This window comes from Flammeovirga sp. EKP202, assembly GCF_014534745.1.
Lineage (GTDB): Bacteria > Bacteroidota > Bacteroidia > Cytophagales > Flammeovirgaceae > Flammeovirga.
Window position 1 is genome coordinate 1 of sequence record NZ_JACVVP010000087.1, and the last position, 17,698, is coordinate 17,698.

At 32.5% G+C, this 17,698-nt stretch carries 19 protein-coding genes; 1 reads left to right on the plus strand and 18 read right to left on the minus strand.

The window, feature by feature from the left end:
* Positions 1-158: 158 nt before the first annotated feature.
* Positions 159-746: a Crp/Fnr family transcriptional regulator gene (locus IC221_RS28150; protein WP_188172132.1), complete on the plus strand. Its 588-nt coding sequence runs from the start codon at positions 159-161 to the stop codon at positions 744-746.
* Between the two features lie 387 nt (positions 747-1,133).
* Here IC221_RS28150 and IC221_RS28155 read toward each other — a convergent pair whose 3' ends face one another.
* From IC221_RS28155 to IC221_RS28240, 18 genes are all read right to left on the minus strand, one after another.
* Positions 1,134-1,448 (minus strand): hypothetical protein, encoded by a 315-nt coding sequence (locus IC221_RS28155; RefSeq protein ID WP_188172133.1) that lies wholly within the window; start codon positions 1,446-1,448, stop codon positions 1,134-1,136.
* Complete coding sequence (locus tag IC221_RS28160) at positions 1,448-2,272, minus strand: SDR family oxidoreductase (RefSeq protein ID WP_188172134.1); 825 nt, start codon at positions 2,270-2,272, stop codon at positions 1,448-1,450. Before IC221_RS28160 ends, IC221_RS28155 begins: the two co-directional genes overlap by 1 nt.
* Before the next feature lie 8 nt (positions 2,273-2,280).
* A complete protein-coding gene (locus tag IC221_RS28165) occupies positions 2,281-3,297 on the minus strand; it encodes a hypothetical protein (RefSeq protein ID WP_188172135.1) in 1,017 nt (338 codons plus the stop codon).
* Position 3,298: 1 nt separating this feature from the next.
* Positions 3,299-3,652: a hypothetical protein gene (locus IC221_RS28170; RefSeq protein WP_188172136.1), complete on the minus strand. Its 354-nt coding sequence runs from the start codon at positions 3,650-3,652 to the stop codon at positions 3,299-3,301.
* A gap of 6 nt (positions 3,653-3,658) precedes the next feature.
* On the minus strand, positions 3,659-5,257 hold the full coding sequence (locus tag IC221_RS28175; protein WP_188172137.1) for an aldehyde dehydrogenase family protein: 1,599 nt from the start codon (positions 5,255-5,257) through the stop codon (positions 3,659-3,661).
* A 104-nt stretch (positions 5,258-5,361) separates the two neighbouring features.
* A complete protein-coding gene (locus IC221_RS28180; RefSeq protein WP_188172138.1) occupies positions 5,362-6,264 on the minus strand; it encodes an AraC family transcriptional regulator in 903 nt (300 codons plus the stop codon).
* Between the two features lie 469 nt (positions 6,265-6,733).
* Positions 6,734-8,281, minus strand: coding sequence for a CHASE3 domain-containing protein (locus IC221_RS28185; RefSeq protein ID WP_188172139.1), 1,548 nt, complete (start codon positions 8,279-8,281; stop codon positions 6,734-6,736).
* Positions 8,282-8,542: 261 nt separating this feature from the next.
* On the minus strand, positions 8,543-8,683 hold the full coding sequence (locus tag IC221_RS28190; RefSeq protein ID WP_188172140.1) for a hypothetical protein: 141 nt from the start codon (positions 8,681-8,683) through the stop codon (positions 8,543-8,545).
* A 68-nt stretch (positions 8,684-8,751) separates the two neighbouring features.
* Positions 8,752-9,294 (minus strand): hypothetical protein, encoded by a 543-nt coding sequence (locus IC221_RS28195; RefSeq protein ID WP_188172141.1) that lies wholly within the window; start codon positions 9,292-9,294, stop codon positions 8,752-8,754.
* Positions 9,295-9,698: 404 nt separating this feature from the next.
* On the minus strand, positions 9,699-10,379 hold the full coding sequence (locus IC221_RS28200) for a hypothetical protein (protein ID WP_188172142.1): 681 nt from the start codon (positions 10,377-10,379) through the stop codon (positions 9,699-9,701).
* Positions 10,380-10,465: 86 nt separating this feature from the next.
* Positions 10,466-11,212, minus strand: a complete 747-nt coding sequence (locus tag IC221_RS28205; RefSeq protein WP_188172143.1) for a hypothetical protein — start codon at positions 11,210-11,212, stop codon at positions 10,466-10,468.
* 436 nt (positions 11,213-11,648) lie between these two features.
* Positions 11,649-12,005, minus strand: a complete 357-nt coding sequence (locus tag IC221_RS28210; RefSeq protein WP_188172144.1) for a hypothetical protein — start codon at positions 12,003-12,005, stop codon at positions 11,649-11,651.
* Positions 12,006-12,102: 97 nt separating this feature from the next.
* Positions 12,103-12,753, minus strand: a complete 651-nt coding sequence (locus IC221_RS28215; protein ID WP_188172145.1) for a hypothetical protein — start codon at positions 12,751-12,753, stop codon at positions 12,103-12,105.
* Between the two features lie 79 nt (positions 12,754-12,832).
* Entirely contained in the window at positions 12,833-13,384 is a 552-nt protein-coding gene (locus tag IC221_RS28220) for a DUF4303 domain-containing protein (RefSeq protein WP_188172146.1), read from the minus strand.
* A gap of 77 nt (positions 13,385-13,461) precedes the next feature.
* Complete coding sequence (locus tag IC221_RS28225) at positions 13,462-13,977, minus strand: hypothetical protein (RefSeq protein WP_188172147.1); 516 nt, start codon at positions 13,975-13,977, stop codon at positions 13,462-13,464.
* Positions 13,978-14,295: 318 nt separating this feature from the next.
* On the minus strand, positions 14,296-15,021 hold the full coding sequence (locus IC221_RS28230; protein ID WP_188172148.1) for a hypothetical protein: 726 nt from the start codon (positions 15,019-15,021) through the stop codon (positions 14,296-14,298).
* A 155-nt stretch (positions 15,022-15,176) separates the two neighbouring features.
* Positions 15,177-15,950, minus strand: coding sequence for a carboxypeptidase-like regulatory domain-containing protein (locus IC221_RS28235; protein WP_188172149.1), 774 nt, complete (start codon positions 15,948-15,950; stop codon positions 15,177-15,179).
* A 117-nt stretch (positions 15,951-16,067) separates the two neighbouring features.
* The gene (locus IC221_RS28240; protein ID WP_188172150.1) at positions 16,068-17,138 is read right to left on the minus strand and encodes a serine hydrolase; all 1,071 of its coding nucleotides are present in this window, start codon (positions 17,136-17,138) and stop codon (positions 16,068-16,070) included.
* Positions 17,139-17,698: the final 560 nt, after the last annotated feature.

The window sequence follows — 17,698 nt, forward strand, 5'->3', positions numbered from 1 at the left end:
GTCTGAGAACAACTTAATTTAGCATCTACTTATTAATATTTTAACTATTCGCAAATTTTAAGAGAGCGAAAGATCAGATTTTAAATTTTATTTTTTTGATGTTACAAAAGTCACCAAAAGGGAAATATTGAAAAAGGACATTTGTCCCAACTGAATTTATGTTAAGAGAAAATCAAGCATTTTTAGCTTATATAGAAGGACTTTATCAGCAACAAGAGCGTAAGGATAAGGTGATTAAAAAGCACTATTCTGAAGGACAAAAACTTCTGAATCAAGATGAAAAACCGACAAAAGTTATTTTGATCAAAGATGGAATTACCAAATGTTTTTTTGCTGGAGATAATGATAAAGAATACCTCTTTGAGTTCTTAGGTCAAGGAGAGATTGTGGGCGAAGTGGAATTTATAAAAAAGAGAAACTGCCTGTGTAGCATTGAAGCCATCACGGAGGTGACCGCCTATGCTATTTCTATCGATTACTTCTCTAAACTCATCAAAACAGACCTCCAACTGAACAACCTCCTCTTAGATGTTTTTGCGGAGCGAATTATTAATACATCCACAAGAGCCTCTTATCAGCAATTGTACACTATTGAGCATACATTAAGTAGGTTATTGACGCTGCAGTCTGAACAAAACCTTTCGATCTCTAAAGAAAATATGGCCTCTTATTTAGGGGTCACTGTAAGAAGTCTCAATAGGGCTTTGAAAAAAGAGGAAAACAAAAAAGACTTTCCATTAACATGAAAAGCCTTAATCTGATGGAAGAACTATTTTGAAAAAAGGTGTATAAAAAAGTTATAAACTAAGTTTTCGTTAACTTCTAATCGACATTTCTACCAACTTTTATAGGATCTTTTTTCAAGCTTCTCTCTTCTTCATTTTTGTCTTAACACAAAAACGAAGCAAAAAAGTCAAGGCTTTGAAGTCAAAAGCTAAATTCCATTCCTTGAGCCTAAATGATTACCTAATTACAAATCAAAAGACAAAGGTTTAATAATAATCTTCTAAAATGCAGCACTGTAGGGACGTTTTAGTAAAACGTCCTCACGAACCACAATACACTACCATTTATCCTTCATACAAGAAATTTCATTAATTAACGAAAACTTATTTTACAATATAATTATACCGTTATAAAATATGATAATTTAAAATCAGACCTACAATAGTAATATCTAACACAAGAATTATGTAATCTATCCAAGTACCTTTTCCTTTAATAATTGTGGTGATCAATAGCCCAAAACCACCCAATGAAGGAAAAATAAGTGCTAGCCATTTTGCCCAATCTACTTTTTGTAAAAGTAAAATGGCAATTATGGCATTGATCAATACAAAGGCCATAACACCCGCTGAATTGGATGCTTTGGCTTTGCGTAATTTTTGAAATGAAATGATATGTGCAATAGCATTTGCTACGAGCAATACAATTATTGTTGTTAGCATTATAATAATCCTATTTGTTGTTTCATCATTGCCATATAAGCATCATCATCTAATTGTTTGCGGGCTGCAATAATTTGTTCTGCATCAGGTCCTGCAATATACCTTAGTTGATTTTTACCATCTGTTGCTGCCTCATAGATTTTTTCTGAAACTACAATGGGTTCTGAATTAACACTTCCGGCCTTTTGCATACCCGCCATCACTTTTTCTAAGAATGGAGCATATTCCGTTTGAGTAGGATCAACATTCATGTTCTTCGTAACAGTCTCTTCAAAGTTGGTGTTGATCATACCAGGTTCTATCATTTTAACCTTGATACCAATCGCTTCTAATTCGAAAGAAAGTGCTTCGCTCATCCCTTCAACTGCAAACTTAGAACCATGATATAGTGTACCTAGAGGGAAAGATATTTTACCACCCATGGACGAGATATTAATGATAGTCCCATCACCTTCTTTACGCATATAAGGAATTACATTTTTAGTGACCAACAACGTTCCTATTACATTGACATCAAATTGCATTCGAATGGCCTTCTCAGGAGTAGCTTCCAAAATACCGTAAGATCCATAGCCTGCATTGTTCAACAAAACATCGATTTTTCCAAAATGAGCTATTGTTTTCGCAACAGCCTCTTTTATGGTCTCCTCTTTTGTGACATCCAATGCGACCACCAACACATTTTCTAATGCGTTCAGTTCTTCATCTTGTTCAGGATTTGAACGAACTGTAGCCGCAACATTCCACCCTTTTTCTTGAAAATACTTTGCAGTCATTCTTCCAATGCCTGTACTGCATCCTGTGATTAATATTGTTTTGCCCATTTCTTTAATTATTGTTGGTGATCTAATTTGGTATCTTCAAAACCGAAATGATTGTAATTTATCATTTGAGTCTGCACGTTAGTTGAGCCTACTCCTAAATTATGCAACTGAGTGAGGAAAGCATATTTCTCTAGATTAGAAACCGCTCTTGAAGTTTCCCACCAAGCAGGTCCAGTGGCCATAAAACTAGCACCCAATGCCTCTAATAAGAGTGTTTCTCCTTCATAGGTGCTTGCAATGATTTTAGAGTTCATTCGCATAGAACCATCAGGCATTACTCTTAAATAGTTCACACCACTTATTACCCCATTGATATTGCCAGTTGTAGGGCCTGAGAAATAACCATTCAATCGCATGCCCTCTTCAGGAATTGGAACTTGTCCTGAGAATACCTTATTGACATCAGCACCAAAAGATTCTACTGTATTTAAATGACCATTGCCCGTATATATCACTGTAGCCTTCTCATCTCCTTCAAAATCTTCTAATATAAAGGGGAAGTTTTGATAATCGACCTTACTAACATCAGGATCATCCCATGATAATGTTGTCTCTAAGGGGTTTTCATCAAAAGCATAAATTGTAAGTGCTGTTTTCTGAGAGGTAGCGTTTGTATCTCCTTTAGCAAAAAGATACTTTTCATTCACCCATTGGTAAGCCTCTCCATTATGTCGTAATTGAATTTGATAGTTGACCTGACCATCAGAAGTGGTTTCACCAAGTACCTTGACTGCAATTCTTTGCCCGTCTTTGGTTACTATCACACCATGTATATTTGTAAAACTTTCAGTAGTATGCACGGTCAAGAAATCTCGGCCATTTACAACACCTTCAATTTTACCTGTTATATTTCCTAAAAGACTGAGAATGATACGTGTGCCATTTTGAGCATTACCATTCATGATATCATTGGGATTTAGTCCCATTCCTTCCATTCCTACCACTCCATAATCCAATGTACCAAATTGGGTAGCATCCGAATGTTGTTCTAGAGATTCGAAGAATAATTTTAGGGTTTGATTCATGTTATTCGTTTTTAAGGGTATAAGCAGTCCAGAGTGCTGTAATTAAATCAACTACTCCAATCAAAATGATGTTCCATGGTGCAACGTCAAATACAGCAAGCATTGAAGAAGCAGAGAAAAACCAGATCCTTCCTTTCCATGAAATATCAAAGAAATGTTTGTCCTCAGCTTTTGCAGAAGAAATATAATAGTAAGCAATTCCCAAAGTAAGAATTGCCACTATTCTAATCCAATGTTCTGAGGTAGCTTCAAAACCAAATAATTCTAAGCAAAAATTTGGCATGAAAAGAAAGCCCAATCCTGCACCTATTGCATAAATACCATAAGCCATTATTGTTTTAGCAGTCTTACTCATATCTAATTATTGAAAATCTTTTCTTTTGAAGTTATCCATTACCATTTGCCCTGCGAGCTTAGCAAAGTGTCCCCAACTTTGATCGATAGAGAAATAAGAAGCGTTTTCCAATAAATGTTCTACTCGTTTTCTATTCGTCAGTTCAAAACTTGTTGAATTAAAATCATTTAGTATTACAGATTTTTTGATGTTGTCAAAATTCAACGCATTACCAAAATTACCAACACCAGATACAAAATCTTCGGTTGTTTCTCCACAACCACCCCATGTGAGGTAAGCATTTAACCAAATATTAGGAGGAACATCATTGACAGCAATACCGCCATAATTTAATTCTCTTACAGCTTGATGTACTCTAGCCTCATTTGCTTTCATTGTATCATTATCCACTAAAATCATACAACCCAATGAACCTAATAGTTTATTGTTACAGAAGTCAGTGGCTTTTGTCAAAAATTCATCGGTATCTGTTGATACATCCAATGGAATTTCACTATAAATTTGACAGAAAGCTTCATTCGTGACTGCGAAATCATCTTCAGAGATGTTTGGAATTAGAACAAAATCGCTTTTATTGTGCACACCATGTTCTGGTGTTAATACCTCTGCCGTAGATTGGTTTTCTAAAAATGCTTCTTTGGTTTTATCAACTCCAGGATAGTGTGAACCACAAGCAAACGTCTCTTCTGAAAGTGCTTTTCTTAATTCATCAAGGAATTGTTCTCTTTGGGCCCAATCCTTAGAAGTCACAATGGTCTGAGGTCGCCCACAAACGGCCCCTCCATTGAGTTTCCCAACAGAAGCTAACTGAATAGCTTGACGTTTGATATCCTTATCCGACCATTGGCCAGGGACTATGATACAAGGGTTATTTCCTCCACACTCAGAAACTAAAGGTGCACTTGCTGCATTTTGGATGGCATGAGCCACACCTGTAGAACCTGTAAAATAAATAGAGTGCAAACCTTCCAAAGCAGACATTTCTCTTCCCTGACTAGCATCACAGAAAGCTACTGCCTTAGCTTCTATCAATGGAGCAAATATCTTTTCCCAAATAGCATCTGTTGCTTCGTTGAGTTGATGGGGTTTGTGAAGTACCACCTTATTTTCTAGAAATAAAGCCATAGCCATTTCAATTGAAGAGCTATAGTTCCCCGCTCCAGAGACTGCAATAACACCGGGAGGTTTATCCATCGGGTTCGTTTGTTTTGGCGTCCCTTCTATGTGGAGATACCCTTTTTGTTTTGCAGCAGCTAGTTTGTCTTTTGAATAGATGGGAAAGACTTCCACTTCAAATAGGTCCTGATCAATTTCCTTTACAGAAAGAGGGCTTTGCATTTCTCCTACAACCAAAGACTCATAAAGCTTATGAATTCCCATTAAGGTATTAGCCATTGGCATTACAGTGGTTCCCATTCCTTCTGCGATACTGGTAATGCTTTCCTCCAGTAAATCATTTTTCATGTTAGCATCTACTTCACCAAGCTCTACAGCATATTTCTTTAAATTATGCTGAACTTGTTCAAGCAATGCCAACCTTTCAAAAATTGAGGTATCTTTCCATTTCTGAGGATCTAAGCTATTATAAGCGTCTTGTGCTGTCATAGTATTTGGATTTTATTCTGTTTCAGTTACTTGATACACAATTTCGTAAAGTAACAATCTACAGACTTACACAAAACGCAGGAAGGATAACACAAAGTGCAGTATCAGTTCAGATTACGGAATTCGATAGGAGTATGTCCCGTTTTGGATTTAAATAAACGAGTAAAATAGTGAGGATATCTAAAGCCCAAGTCGTAAGCTATTTCGCTTACAGATTGTTCCGTTCCCACCAATAAATTCTTTGCCTCTTCAATCACAAATTGATTGATATGGTCTTTGGGCTTTCTACCTGTTTCTTTTTTAATTAAATCACTAAAATAATGTTGTGATAAATTAGCAATATTGGCAAAATGTTCAACGCTTGGCAAACCTGAATCTAAATGCCTCTCTGTCTTAAAATATTTTTTTATTTCTTTTTCAAATTGAGATATTACCCCCTTACATTGAATAGAACGAGTGTTGAATTGTCTCTCATAAAATCGGTAACAGTAGGTAAGTAGTAACTCTAAGTTCGACACAATCACCCTTTGACTATGGTTATCAATACGCTGCGAATATTCTGATTCGATATTTTGTACAGTGCCGTTGATAGTCCTCTCTTCATCTTCAGATAAATGAAGTGCCTCTACGATATCATAGTTGAAGAAAGTAAAGTCGGAAATGATTTTCCCCAAATGGGTATTCCTAATTAAGTCTTGATGAAAGTAAAGCATCCATCCTTGAATATCTCCTTTCTTTAATGGTTTGGTGGGCATATAAACCTGACCTGGCGAAGAGAAAACCATTAAGCCTTCATCAAAATCAAACGAATTTCTTCCGTATTCTACCCCACAACTCCTGTCTTTTAGAGAAATCATATAGAAGTCATAAATTACTTTGGAACCCACATCTTTCTCTAAAACTTGAATTTGTGAGGCATCAATTAATGAGATAAGTGGATGTTTGGGAGCAGGAAAACCAAAAAGAGAATGTAATTCACTTATTGACTTTATGTAGTAAGTGGTCATAATTAAACGTTATTTTTAAAACACAAAGACTGATATTTTTTAATTTTTGGAACGAAAACAGTAATGAATAGATTTGAATCAAGTTCTGATATTTTGAAATTGATACATCAGACAACCAAGACTACACTTTGTTATAGCAATATAAAAGGTAAGGTTTTTTAATAATATTTTGTCAATCTTAGGTGATATTTTTTCTATAGTAGTGCAATATGAAATGATATTCTGACTCTTGAAAACCATAGAAACATAAATCTATCATCCTGCATACTTAATATGATCTACTTTCAAGCTTCCTTCTTCTTTATTTCTCTCGCCAAAATGATTGTCTATTTACAAATTAAAAGTCAATTGTTTTATAATCACCTTTCAAAGTGCAGTTATGTAGGAGCGTTGCATTGCAACGTCCTCACGGACCACAATACATGATCAATTACCCATTATAATTAACTGAAATCTAGTTTACCACCTACTATTTTGAAATGGTAAAATAAAAAGTACTTCCCTTCCCTATTTGCGAAGTCAACCATATTTTTCCGTTATGTAGCTCCACCACTTTCTGACAATGCGAAAGTCCAATTCCCGTACCTGAATATTGGTCTCGTGTGTGAAGTCTTTGAAAGATTTTAAAGATTTTGTCAAAGTGATTCTCTTCAATTCCTATCCCATTATCTGTGACAGAAAATTTGTATTGATCGGAATGCTCCTCTGAATTGATAGTGACAACGGGTGAAATCTGTTCCTCAGTATACTTGATTGCATTTACAATCAGATTTTGAAATAGTTTTATCAGATCAAACTTATACCCTTTTATTTTTAAAGGCTCTCCAACATATGTAACACTAGCTTGTTTCTTGTCTACTAAGCTATGTAAATCCGTTTTGACATCAGAAATTAATACCTCCACATCTATTTCAGTCTCATCTGTTCTCTTCCCTATTCTCGAATACTCTAAAAGTTCTTTGATAAGGTCTCTCATGCGATAAGAAGAGTCTGAAATCACTTCAATGCTTTTTTGCCCCACTTCGCTCACTTTACTTTTTTCATTATTCAATAAGTCCGAAAATGAGATAAGAGAGTTGATCGGTTCTTGTAAATCATGCGAGGTGATATAAGTAAATTGTTCGAGTTCTTTATTTCTATTTTCAAGGTTGATCTTTATTTCATTAAGATCTTTCTCTATTTGTTTACGGAGTACAATTTCACTTTCCAACTCATTTTTTGAAACAATCGTTTCTTTCAATTCGAGCAAGATGGATTCAATAAAACGAGATAAAATTCCAAATTCGTTTCCTGATTTTATATTGAATTTATAATCTAACTCCCCTTTTGCAACATGTTCTAACCCTTCTTTTAGTTTCCTAATAGGCCTATTGATTCCTCTATAAATAAAATAGGATACAACAATGATTATTAATGTGGTGAATGCAAATAATCCAACAAGCAAAGAGAAAGTTGTTTCTTTTATTTGTTCAGGTTTTGGACTCCTTACTGCTAGTAGAAGTAACTCCTCCCTTTCAATCTCGGAAATTTGTGATCGAATGGTATCCATCAAAAGTTTTCCAATATCATTATCAACGACCTCTTTAGCAGCCTCAAAACCGTACTTTTTTCTTAAATGAATAGTTAAGTCTAATTCTTCAATTTTCTTATTCACCGTCAATTTTAGAGAATCAATTCTGGGCGTTTGCCTGGAGTTATCAGCCGTAAGTTCTCGAATAGAGTTTAATTCCTGATCAATAATTCTTTTACTATGTATAAAAGGTTCTAAATATTCTGATTTCCCAGTAATTAAAAAGCCTCTCTGACCTGTTTCTAGGTCAACCAATAAAGCCTCAATGTTTCCCAGCTGAGTCAGCACTTCATGCGTATGCACAACCCAATCTGCACTATTAATGATTTTATTAGAATTATTGTGAGAAATTGAAATAGATATAATTGCTGAAGCAGTAACAATTGCAAAACCGATAAGTATTTGCGTGGTGATATTTATATTATTTAAGTTTTGGTTTTTAGCCATACCATAACAAGTTTTTCGCTTCGTAATTCGGGTTTAAATCCATGTCCTTATCATCATTATTAAGCCTTTGTATTGTAACCTACACACCTTCAACTTCCAAATTAAGGTAGAACATAGAATTCAAAATTGGTCCATCTCTCTCTAAAAGACTGAACTACATTTATTTAAATATAGTTCAATCTTCAAGAGGTTGCAACCCTTTATATCAGAGATCTTTTCAAAAAATTTAATGATGAAAGTTTTATCGCCGTATTCTATGTATTATTCTAATTCCGCTTTGTCTTTTACAATTTTAGAAAAGTAATACCCAAATAAAAATGAGCTCAAATGAGTAGGACTTGCATGACCGATATACATCGCAGTTCTCCTTCTTAATTGATCTAATAATTCATACTCTGTCATTTTATATGATGAATAAGTGAAATTGCCTAGAATAATTCCTTGCTTACTAGAAGTTGTAATGATGATAATTAAGGCTCTATAAAAATTTCTCCATTTAATGGTACCCAAGTTCGAGGACCAAAGCTATCGTCTGTTATTTTTAATTGCTGTAAATTAAATAACTCTTGACTGGTTAACTCACTCCAATATTTTAAAGGTATTTGCTTTACTATTCCAAAAAGTAATCTGTCTCCTCCTTCACATGACGTATTAATATGAAATTCAGATGGAGAAAAAGTTAATTCATATTTTAATTTCCCTTGATCATCATATATTTTCCATAAACCGTCTCGATAATAATAGAAAATGGAAACATGACCTACTATACCACAGTTAATATAAGAGCTTAACTTGTAATTCCCCTCCATTTTTAAAGTCCCATTCTCAGAATATTCTTTCCAATACCCTACTCTTAGATTACTGACTCCATGTTTACTTACAGCAACATTTCCTACTCCAATAACTATATCTTTATGCTTTATTTCAACAGAAGTTGTACGTTTTGGTAGTCCATTATTTAACTTCCCATATAGATTTTTGTCCGAAAAGTCTTGAGCTTGCACAGTTATCATTTTGAATGAATAACTTACAAGTAATATGATAAAAAAACTCCTCATTCTATTTTTATAGTTTATACCTTAGATTAGGTATTCTCATAGAGAATTCCTTTGCTTTATAAAACTCCATTTCCAACCCTCAAATATCAATAAATAAAGATCTACTTACCTAAACTTTTTTAAGAGATAAGGAAATGGTGCCATCGATACATTTAATAGAGTCAATTGTGTGAGATGGTAGTGTACCAATGCTAGAAACTTTAACTAACTCCCATTTGTTTATTAAGTTAGTTAGCTTCAATACTACTCTTTAAAGTTACTTCGTCATTCTGCTCACTACAGGAAATTCCTAATACTGTAAAAAATAGTGCAATAATTAGTATTCTTGTATTGTTTCTACTTTTCATACTGATTTAATTCTATGTTTTAATTTTCGTTTTTAGGAATTCAATATATTTTGGCTCTTCGTCTTCAAAAATTTCCTTGCCTTCTAACATGTAAGCTCTGGTCAAACTATCTGCCGATTTATCTAATTGTTGTAATTCAAAATGGCATTGTCCTTTTCTTAAGTGAACAAACGGATTATCTAATGCTTCCTCAAAATTGAGTGAATCAAAAAACAGTTTAAGTGCTTGGCTAAATTCTCCTTTTAAAAATTGATGGTCTGCCTTTTCAACTACTGCCTTAAAATCCAATGGTTCATCTACCTTTACAATTAGTTCCTTGTATTTAATGTCCTCATCAATAAAGCATCGACCGAAAGATTTTTTATTGGCAGTAATAAATTCATTTCGAGCTTCTTGGGTTTTTCCTGATTCATAAAGAACTTTTCCCCTCCAAAATTCTCTATCTCCATCATCGCCCCGTTCCATATGACACGTTTGCATCTGATTTGCCCATTTAAGTGCTAGTTCGAAATCCTTTAATTCAAGATTTACCATGATCAGATATTTGGCAATATGAAAACTTTCACCCTCGGATTCTTTGGGCTCAGATAGTGAATTCCATGCTTTATTTAAATGGTCACGTGCAGCAGAAAAGTTTGAATTACCCCACTCCTCAGAGCCTTGTATTATATGTTCTTCAACTTGTGATTTCATTTTATTAGAAATAACGGTTAGTATAACAAGCGTAACCTGCCGATAGACGGCTATGATTTGTTATATAGTGTTACCAATTGGCTTTTTTATATTTCATGTTCATAACCAATTTCATTCAAATCGGTTCTAAGCTTTTCAAAATCGTCTAACTTGGGATTAATTTCAAGAACCAACTCTCTTGATATATTGATTCCGGAATAAATCTTTTCTATCAATTCTAATTTGAGTTCTCTATTTTCAAAATCTTCTTCATAATATTCTTCTGCCCACTTTTTGTAAGTCATCGGTTTTCCATCTAATAACTCAAGTAAATCTGAAGAACCATCATTATATTTATCTTCTGAAAAATTAATTTTTCCAATTTTCCAATCTGTATCTGTTTTAGTGTTCCATATACAAAATGTTGTTCCAATACTCTTGACAGGTTCTCCAAAAATGAATTCGTTAAAAACCTCTGGTAATTCAGTTACGACTCCATTTGGTATCTCTTGAATCAATTCTGTTTTTGGTTCTTTTTTTGAACCAAATAATTTGTCTATAAAAGACTTTTTCTCTTCTATTGGAGTATTTTTCCAACCATTCATTTCACTTTCATGGTCAAATCCATTTATACAAATCCCATCATTGCTGAATAGAATCAACATATGGTCTCCTTGTCCGTTTCTCATTTCACAAAACTCTTCCGTTTCACTCCAATCTTTTTGATAAGAATAATATCTGTATTCCCACTCAGGACTAATAATAGCCTCTATCGCAGAAATTGATTTACAAAGTTTTCTCAAATTTTCTGGATTGGTAATTAACTTCAAATTTTCAGTTGATGGTTTGTCCATTTGAGTAATTGTGCTTGTTGGTAACATTAAAAAAACAATAGTGTTTACCACTTTAGATTTCATGAATAAACACCATGGTATTTATCTATAAGTGAAAACTACTTCCAACTTCTTTCAAAAAATAGTTTGCTGTTAGATTGTTGAAAGACAGTTAAAGTTATATTGTTATGTATTAACAAGTAATGATTTTTTAGAGAGTAGAAAAGTGTGAGAGCATTTTGATCAAAATTGATTGGATTAGACATACCTCTTCTATTCACTACTTTGGAATTTTTCAACAAGAACAATTATTCAACTAGATCTTGATTTTTATATTTATACTTTCATTTCTACTGATCTATCTAGTTCCTTTTTGAGGGAATGTTATCTTTACTTTGTTTCAATTGACTACAACACTTTTTGTATAATGAGTTTACATCACGAAGGGTACAAATCGTTATTTTCTTTTTACTCTTTTAATCTTTTCTTGATCTGTCAAGTACTCTTCAGAATTGATATAATCTAGTTTTTCTTTCAAAATATTTTGATCCAAAGCATCCTTCGAATGAAATTTAGCCACTTTTAAAGCGTTGATTATTTGTATTTCCAAATTTGACCTTTGAGTAATTAACTTTTTATCTAGATATACTCTTCCAGGAATGTTTTGACGTTCATGTACATTCCAAACAACATGTTGCACAAATTCAATCTCAAATTTTTGATTTCGATTATCTCTGCATTTTAATGTGATTGAACCTCCGTCCATCCACGCAAGTAATTCTTCAATTTCTATTTTTGAGTTAAAATCAATCATTAGTCCATTTTTACGAATTTAACATTACGTAATCGCCATGCTATAGCCAACGGCATATCGACCAGTGGATGGAGATTAGCTACTGTTTGGGAGTTTGTTATATTTCTAGATCTTCTCCATTAAAAAGCTCTTCGATGGTTGCTTTAAAAACTGAGTCAACATCAATTAGTTTAGAATTAAATTTCACATATGGTTTATCAATAAAACCATTTTCAAATTCTTTGTTTGTAAATCTTCTTTTAACTTGCCTTGCCCCTTTTCTATGATCATAGATTTCATCAAAAAGATAAAATACTGTATCGTTTTCATTGTAATAGTATTGACTGATATTTTGTGAAAAAATTAGTTCATTCCCATTGAAGATCCACCTATCAACATATAAACCATTATCTCCACAATCAGTTATGGAATTAATTAATTTCCAATTATTCACTGACTTTTCATTTATATTGGTACAACAATCTCCAGCACAAAAACCATTTTCACGATTAACTTTTAAATTATTTAAGCCGTTCTGAATTAGTATACTATCATAAATTGAAGAAAAATACATTTCAAGGTTATGTGAACCATTGTATTTGTATGGAATATTTTCTTCTAATTCTGGTTCAATAGGAATTTCACTAATTTCAATAGTCAAATTACTTTGATTCTTTTCAAGTCGAGTTTTTTCGTCATCTTTTTTTATGCTCGAATTACAACTTGAAATAAAATTCAATACTACTAATAGACTAAATAGTTTCTTCAAAATTCTTTATTTTTATGATCCAATAATTAGGGCTTAATTTTGGGGTCTGAAGACCAAACTAAGCCCTAATTAGCTACTTTTATATTGAATTTACACTTTCAGCAAATACTTTATAAGACTGATTTCTACCATTGGGTAAAATATTTGAAATTCTCTTAAACATTTTATTATCTATCCAACTATCAGACACATCCAAATGTAAAAAGAAGTCTGTATCCTCGTTTTGAAAAATCCCTTCAGTTCTTAATTCAATTAAAGCTTGAGTAAATAAATCAAAGATTTCATCTTTATGATGTTCATTTTCTCTTTCTGATTCAAATTCTCCAAACTGATAAACTTGTTCATTTAAGCGATTAAGTCTATCATCATTGAGAGTAAATGATATATCTTTTTTCCACTCTTCCATCGTGAATAAAAAGTACTCATCTATTTCTTGAAACTCTAAATCTAAATCGCGATCATCACGAATCCCTTTTTCTAAATTTTCTTGGGTATTGAAATATATACTTATTGATCTAGCATCACCATCTGTATAAATACCAAATGATAGCAATGATTCACTTTTATCTATTGAGTGATAATGGTCGATAAGAGAAGTTTTTAACTCTTTCAAAAAAATGTCCTTGTCCATATATCTTATTTTTCGCAAACGTAAATGCTAAACTCGGTCAGCGGGTGTGTCAACCGATGGATGGAGATTAGCTGTTATTATGCTTTTTTTATTTTAGATTTAATCGAAGAAATATACATATCCTTGATAAACAACAGAAATAAAATAGTAATTAGAAATACACCAACTCCAAAAGGAATGTTTAGAAATAAGAAACTATCCATTAATTCTTTGATTGAGTTAAGAGGTAAGGTTGAAACTAACTCTTGATCAACTGAAAAAATCCAATCATCTATTTCCACAAAGTAATCCCAAAGAATTGAAAGTGGTAATAAAAATGAAAAACTAATAAGCAGTAAATAAAATCTTTGATTCAATCTTTCGAGTTCGTTTCTTGAATTGTAAAAACTAAAAAGAATTAGATAAATCAGAATACATATCCCTAATAACAAAGACCAAAAAAGATAATTCGTACTATCTATAACTTTACCTATTATTAATTCATCGTAAATTGAGTTTCTTGAGTTCAAGAAATAAATCCCGAATAAAATAGCTAGAGTTACTATAAATATGATTAATATAATTGACTTCTTTTTCCAAATGTTGTTTTCCATATGTATTAAGCATAACATTAAATAAAAAAATAGCGTTTACCCCATAAATTTCAAAAATAAACACCATGGCATATATTTATTGGTAAAAAAATTTCCAACTTCTTTCAAAAAATAGTTTGCTGTTAGATTGTTGAAAGACAGTTAAAGTTATATTGTTATGTATTACAAAACAAGTAATGATTTTTTAGAAAGTAGAAAAGTGTGAGAGCATTTTGATCAAAATTGATTGGATTAGACATACCTCGTTCATTCACTACTATTTTTCAACTAGAAAAAAATATTTAAATCTCACATACCAAACCAAACCTAATGGCTTTACTATTTTCTTTTCTTGTACATGGTCTTGTATTTTTTTTCTAATGGCTTATCTTCTACCATACGATAACACTCTTCGGGCTTTGTTGCATATTCTTCGTATTTTAACAGTAAATCATCAACTAACTTTCTCCAATTATCAAATCCATGACTTTCTGTGGATGAATACATATCTAAATAATAGGATGTACTTAGTTCATTATAAAAAGATTTTGCAGCATCTCTTGCATGTAAAGCTAAGGTTGATCCTACCCTTGATGTTAATAGGGTATCAGGGTTATTTATAAGTATTTCAAGATTCAAACTATCAATACTTATAGAAATATGATCATGATAGCCTTTTAGTAATTTGCGTCCTATTCTAGAACTTACCTCCATAATATCGAAAAACAATTGACCTTCGCTCACATCTTTAGTTTCACTCATAATAGTAGAACAAGATTTTTGAAAAGCTGGTGCAAAATAGACCATCTCAAATTTATTTCTACGATAATTCTTAGGAATATCAACTTCTAAGTATAAGCCGAGACATGGCACAATACAAGCTCCTTTTTCCTTACAATGCTTTATATCTTTAGACTTAGGCTCTCCTTGAAAATCATTTGCTGTTAATTTTCTATCTGGCTGCCAAAAAATATGCGTACCGGATTCCGTTATTACCTGTCCCCAAATACGGCTTGATTGGCTTGAGCAAAGTATTAGCATTATGATAAATATTGTTCTATGCATTTGTAGTATTTTTTATTTGAAAGTTAACTTTAAGTACTTGATTTTGTCTGAGATTACGAACATTTAGCTTATCATGTTCCTATCCAAAATTAAGGAAGGTGATGCCACTTGTAAATCTCTGGAAACTTACAAAGGATGTACATTGTTACCACCTATTATAATTCTCCTATTTTCTTTAGAAAGTATTCTCCTTTTCCAAATTCATTGGTTTCTTTAGATTTCAATTCAATTGTGATTTTATCAAAACCTTCTACCAATTCGGAATTATTTGGCTTTTGTTTGCTTTCGTCAGGTTTCATTATTTGAATCACATACGCAAACATATACTTTCCATTCCTTACATATTCTCTAATTTTATCAATTGTAACCACTTCCGTTTTTATACCGTTGACAGCAACATTTATTTCTTCTTTCGAAATAGTTTCTGGAGCTATGTTTATAGTATCTGATTTAGATTCTTTGGATAAACCCAAAGCTTTTGTTAAACTCATTGGTCGAAAATAAATCATATACGTATTAAATGGTCCTCTTTGAGGTTCAAACCCATTAATTCCGTAAATTTCCATTCGATCATACTTGGGATTGATTTCTAAGTCCTTGTAAATTGGAAGATTCCAAGCCCAATATTCCAGCTTTGTTTTCCCATAGTCATTTTCATAAATAGCATACAAACAATAATATGTTCCTACCTCAATTTCCATTGAAAAGAATCCATTGCTATCCGTAAACGTCTCATAGCTGTTTTTAAATATTTCTGCTTTGTTTTCAGACGATAAGGAATCAATATTTTGTTTTAACCAGACAGATGCACTATCAACAGGTTGATTATTAACATCTGTCACTTGACCATAAATTCGAACTGTATTCTGTCCATGTGAAATTGAAACAGAAACTAATATCATTAAAATTATTAAGTAGAGTTTGTTCATTTTAAATGCCTGTTTGAATATGTGAAACGTAAAATGCAACAGCAGGTGTGTTACCCGATTACCGAATTTTCACACACCTCCTGCCTTGTGCAGTTTATATATCGTTAGCAATCAATTTTATTCGTATTCATCTTGATATAATACTTTTCGAATAGCTTCGGCAATTTTAAAATGGCTAGTATTTTGATTATTGTCGAGTAGTATAATAGTGCTATTATCTTCTTTTACATTGTGGATTAAAGAGCGAAATCCTGGAATTTCCCCTTCGTGACCATAAAGTGTAAAAGTTCTTCCATATTTCTTTGTTTGATCTAAAACTGCAAATCCATAACCATAGGGAACTAAATTGGGAGTCAGCATCTTATCAAAACTTTCTTGGCTAATTAATTTATTGGATTGCAAAGCCAATTGCCACTTCAATAAATCTTCTATAGTTGAATAGATAGTACCCGCTGCATAGGCTGCTGTAGTGTTCCATCGTGGAGCAACGGTTAATGTGTCATTGATATGAATGTATCCGTAGGCTTTATCTTCAAGTATTTCTGTAATATCTATGGTCCCGGAGTTATACATTTCTAATGGAGTAAAAATATATTCTTGCAGCATTTGAGAATATGATTTGCCAGTAATTCTTTCAATAATTACCCCAAGGATAAAATAGTTTGAGTTAGAATATTGGAACTTTGTGTTTGGCTCAAAGTCTAATTTTAAGTTCCAAAACACTTTTATAAATTCATCAGGAGCGTTTTCCTTATACAACAAACACTCTAGTTCTGGTAATCCTATATAGTCTGGAATACCTGAGGTGTGGCTGAGCAAATTATGAATTGAGATTTTATTCCCTGTTTCAGAAGGATATTCCGGGAGATAAGCTGTAATTTTTTCATCCAAATCAATTTTGCCTTTTTCCATTAACATCAATATCAACATAGATGTAAATTGCTTTGTACAGGAACCTATTTCAAATTTAGTATTGACAGTGTTAGGAATTTTATACTCAAAGTTGGCGTAACCAAATCCTTTTTTATAAATATCCTTTCCGTTCATTGATACTAATACACTCCCATTAAAAATTCCTTGTTCGTAACTGACGCTTAATACAGAATCAATCTTCTCTATTTTATCATTTTGAGCAAATACTGATTGGTATAAAATAAAGGAAAGTAAAAATATTGTCACTTTTCTCATATGATATATTTAATTGGTTGCTTTCGTAAATGTTTATCCTTGCATTTCATGAATAAACTATGTAGGATATACCCATTAGTAATGGACACTTCCAACTTCTTTCAAAAAATAGTTTGCTGTTAGATTGTTGAAAGACAGTTAAAGTTATATTGTTATGTATTACAAAACAAGTAATGATTTTTTAGAGATAGAAAAGAAAAGTTAATTCTTGTGAAGTTGGAAGTGAGATGGAAGAGAGGAGGATTTGAAATAGTTTTGATCAAAATTGACTGGGTTAGATGTACTAGAACAGCTTTTATATCGCAGGTGTTAAGTAGGATAACATTTAGCAAATGTCTCCCAACTTCGAAGTAAATACATTGTAAACTAAATGATCGTCAACTTTCAATCGACCTTTCTGCAAGTATTTATGGGATCTACTTTCAAGCTTCTTTCCTCTTCGTTTTTGCCTTGAAGCAAAAAGAAGCAAAAAATTCAAGGCTTTGAAGTCAAAAGCTAAATTCCATTCCTCTCGCCTAAATGATTTTAAACTCGCTTTGCTCAAACAAGAAAATCATTTT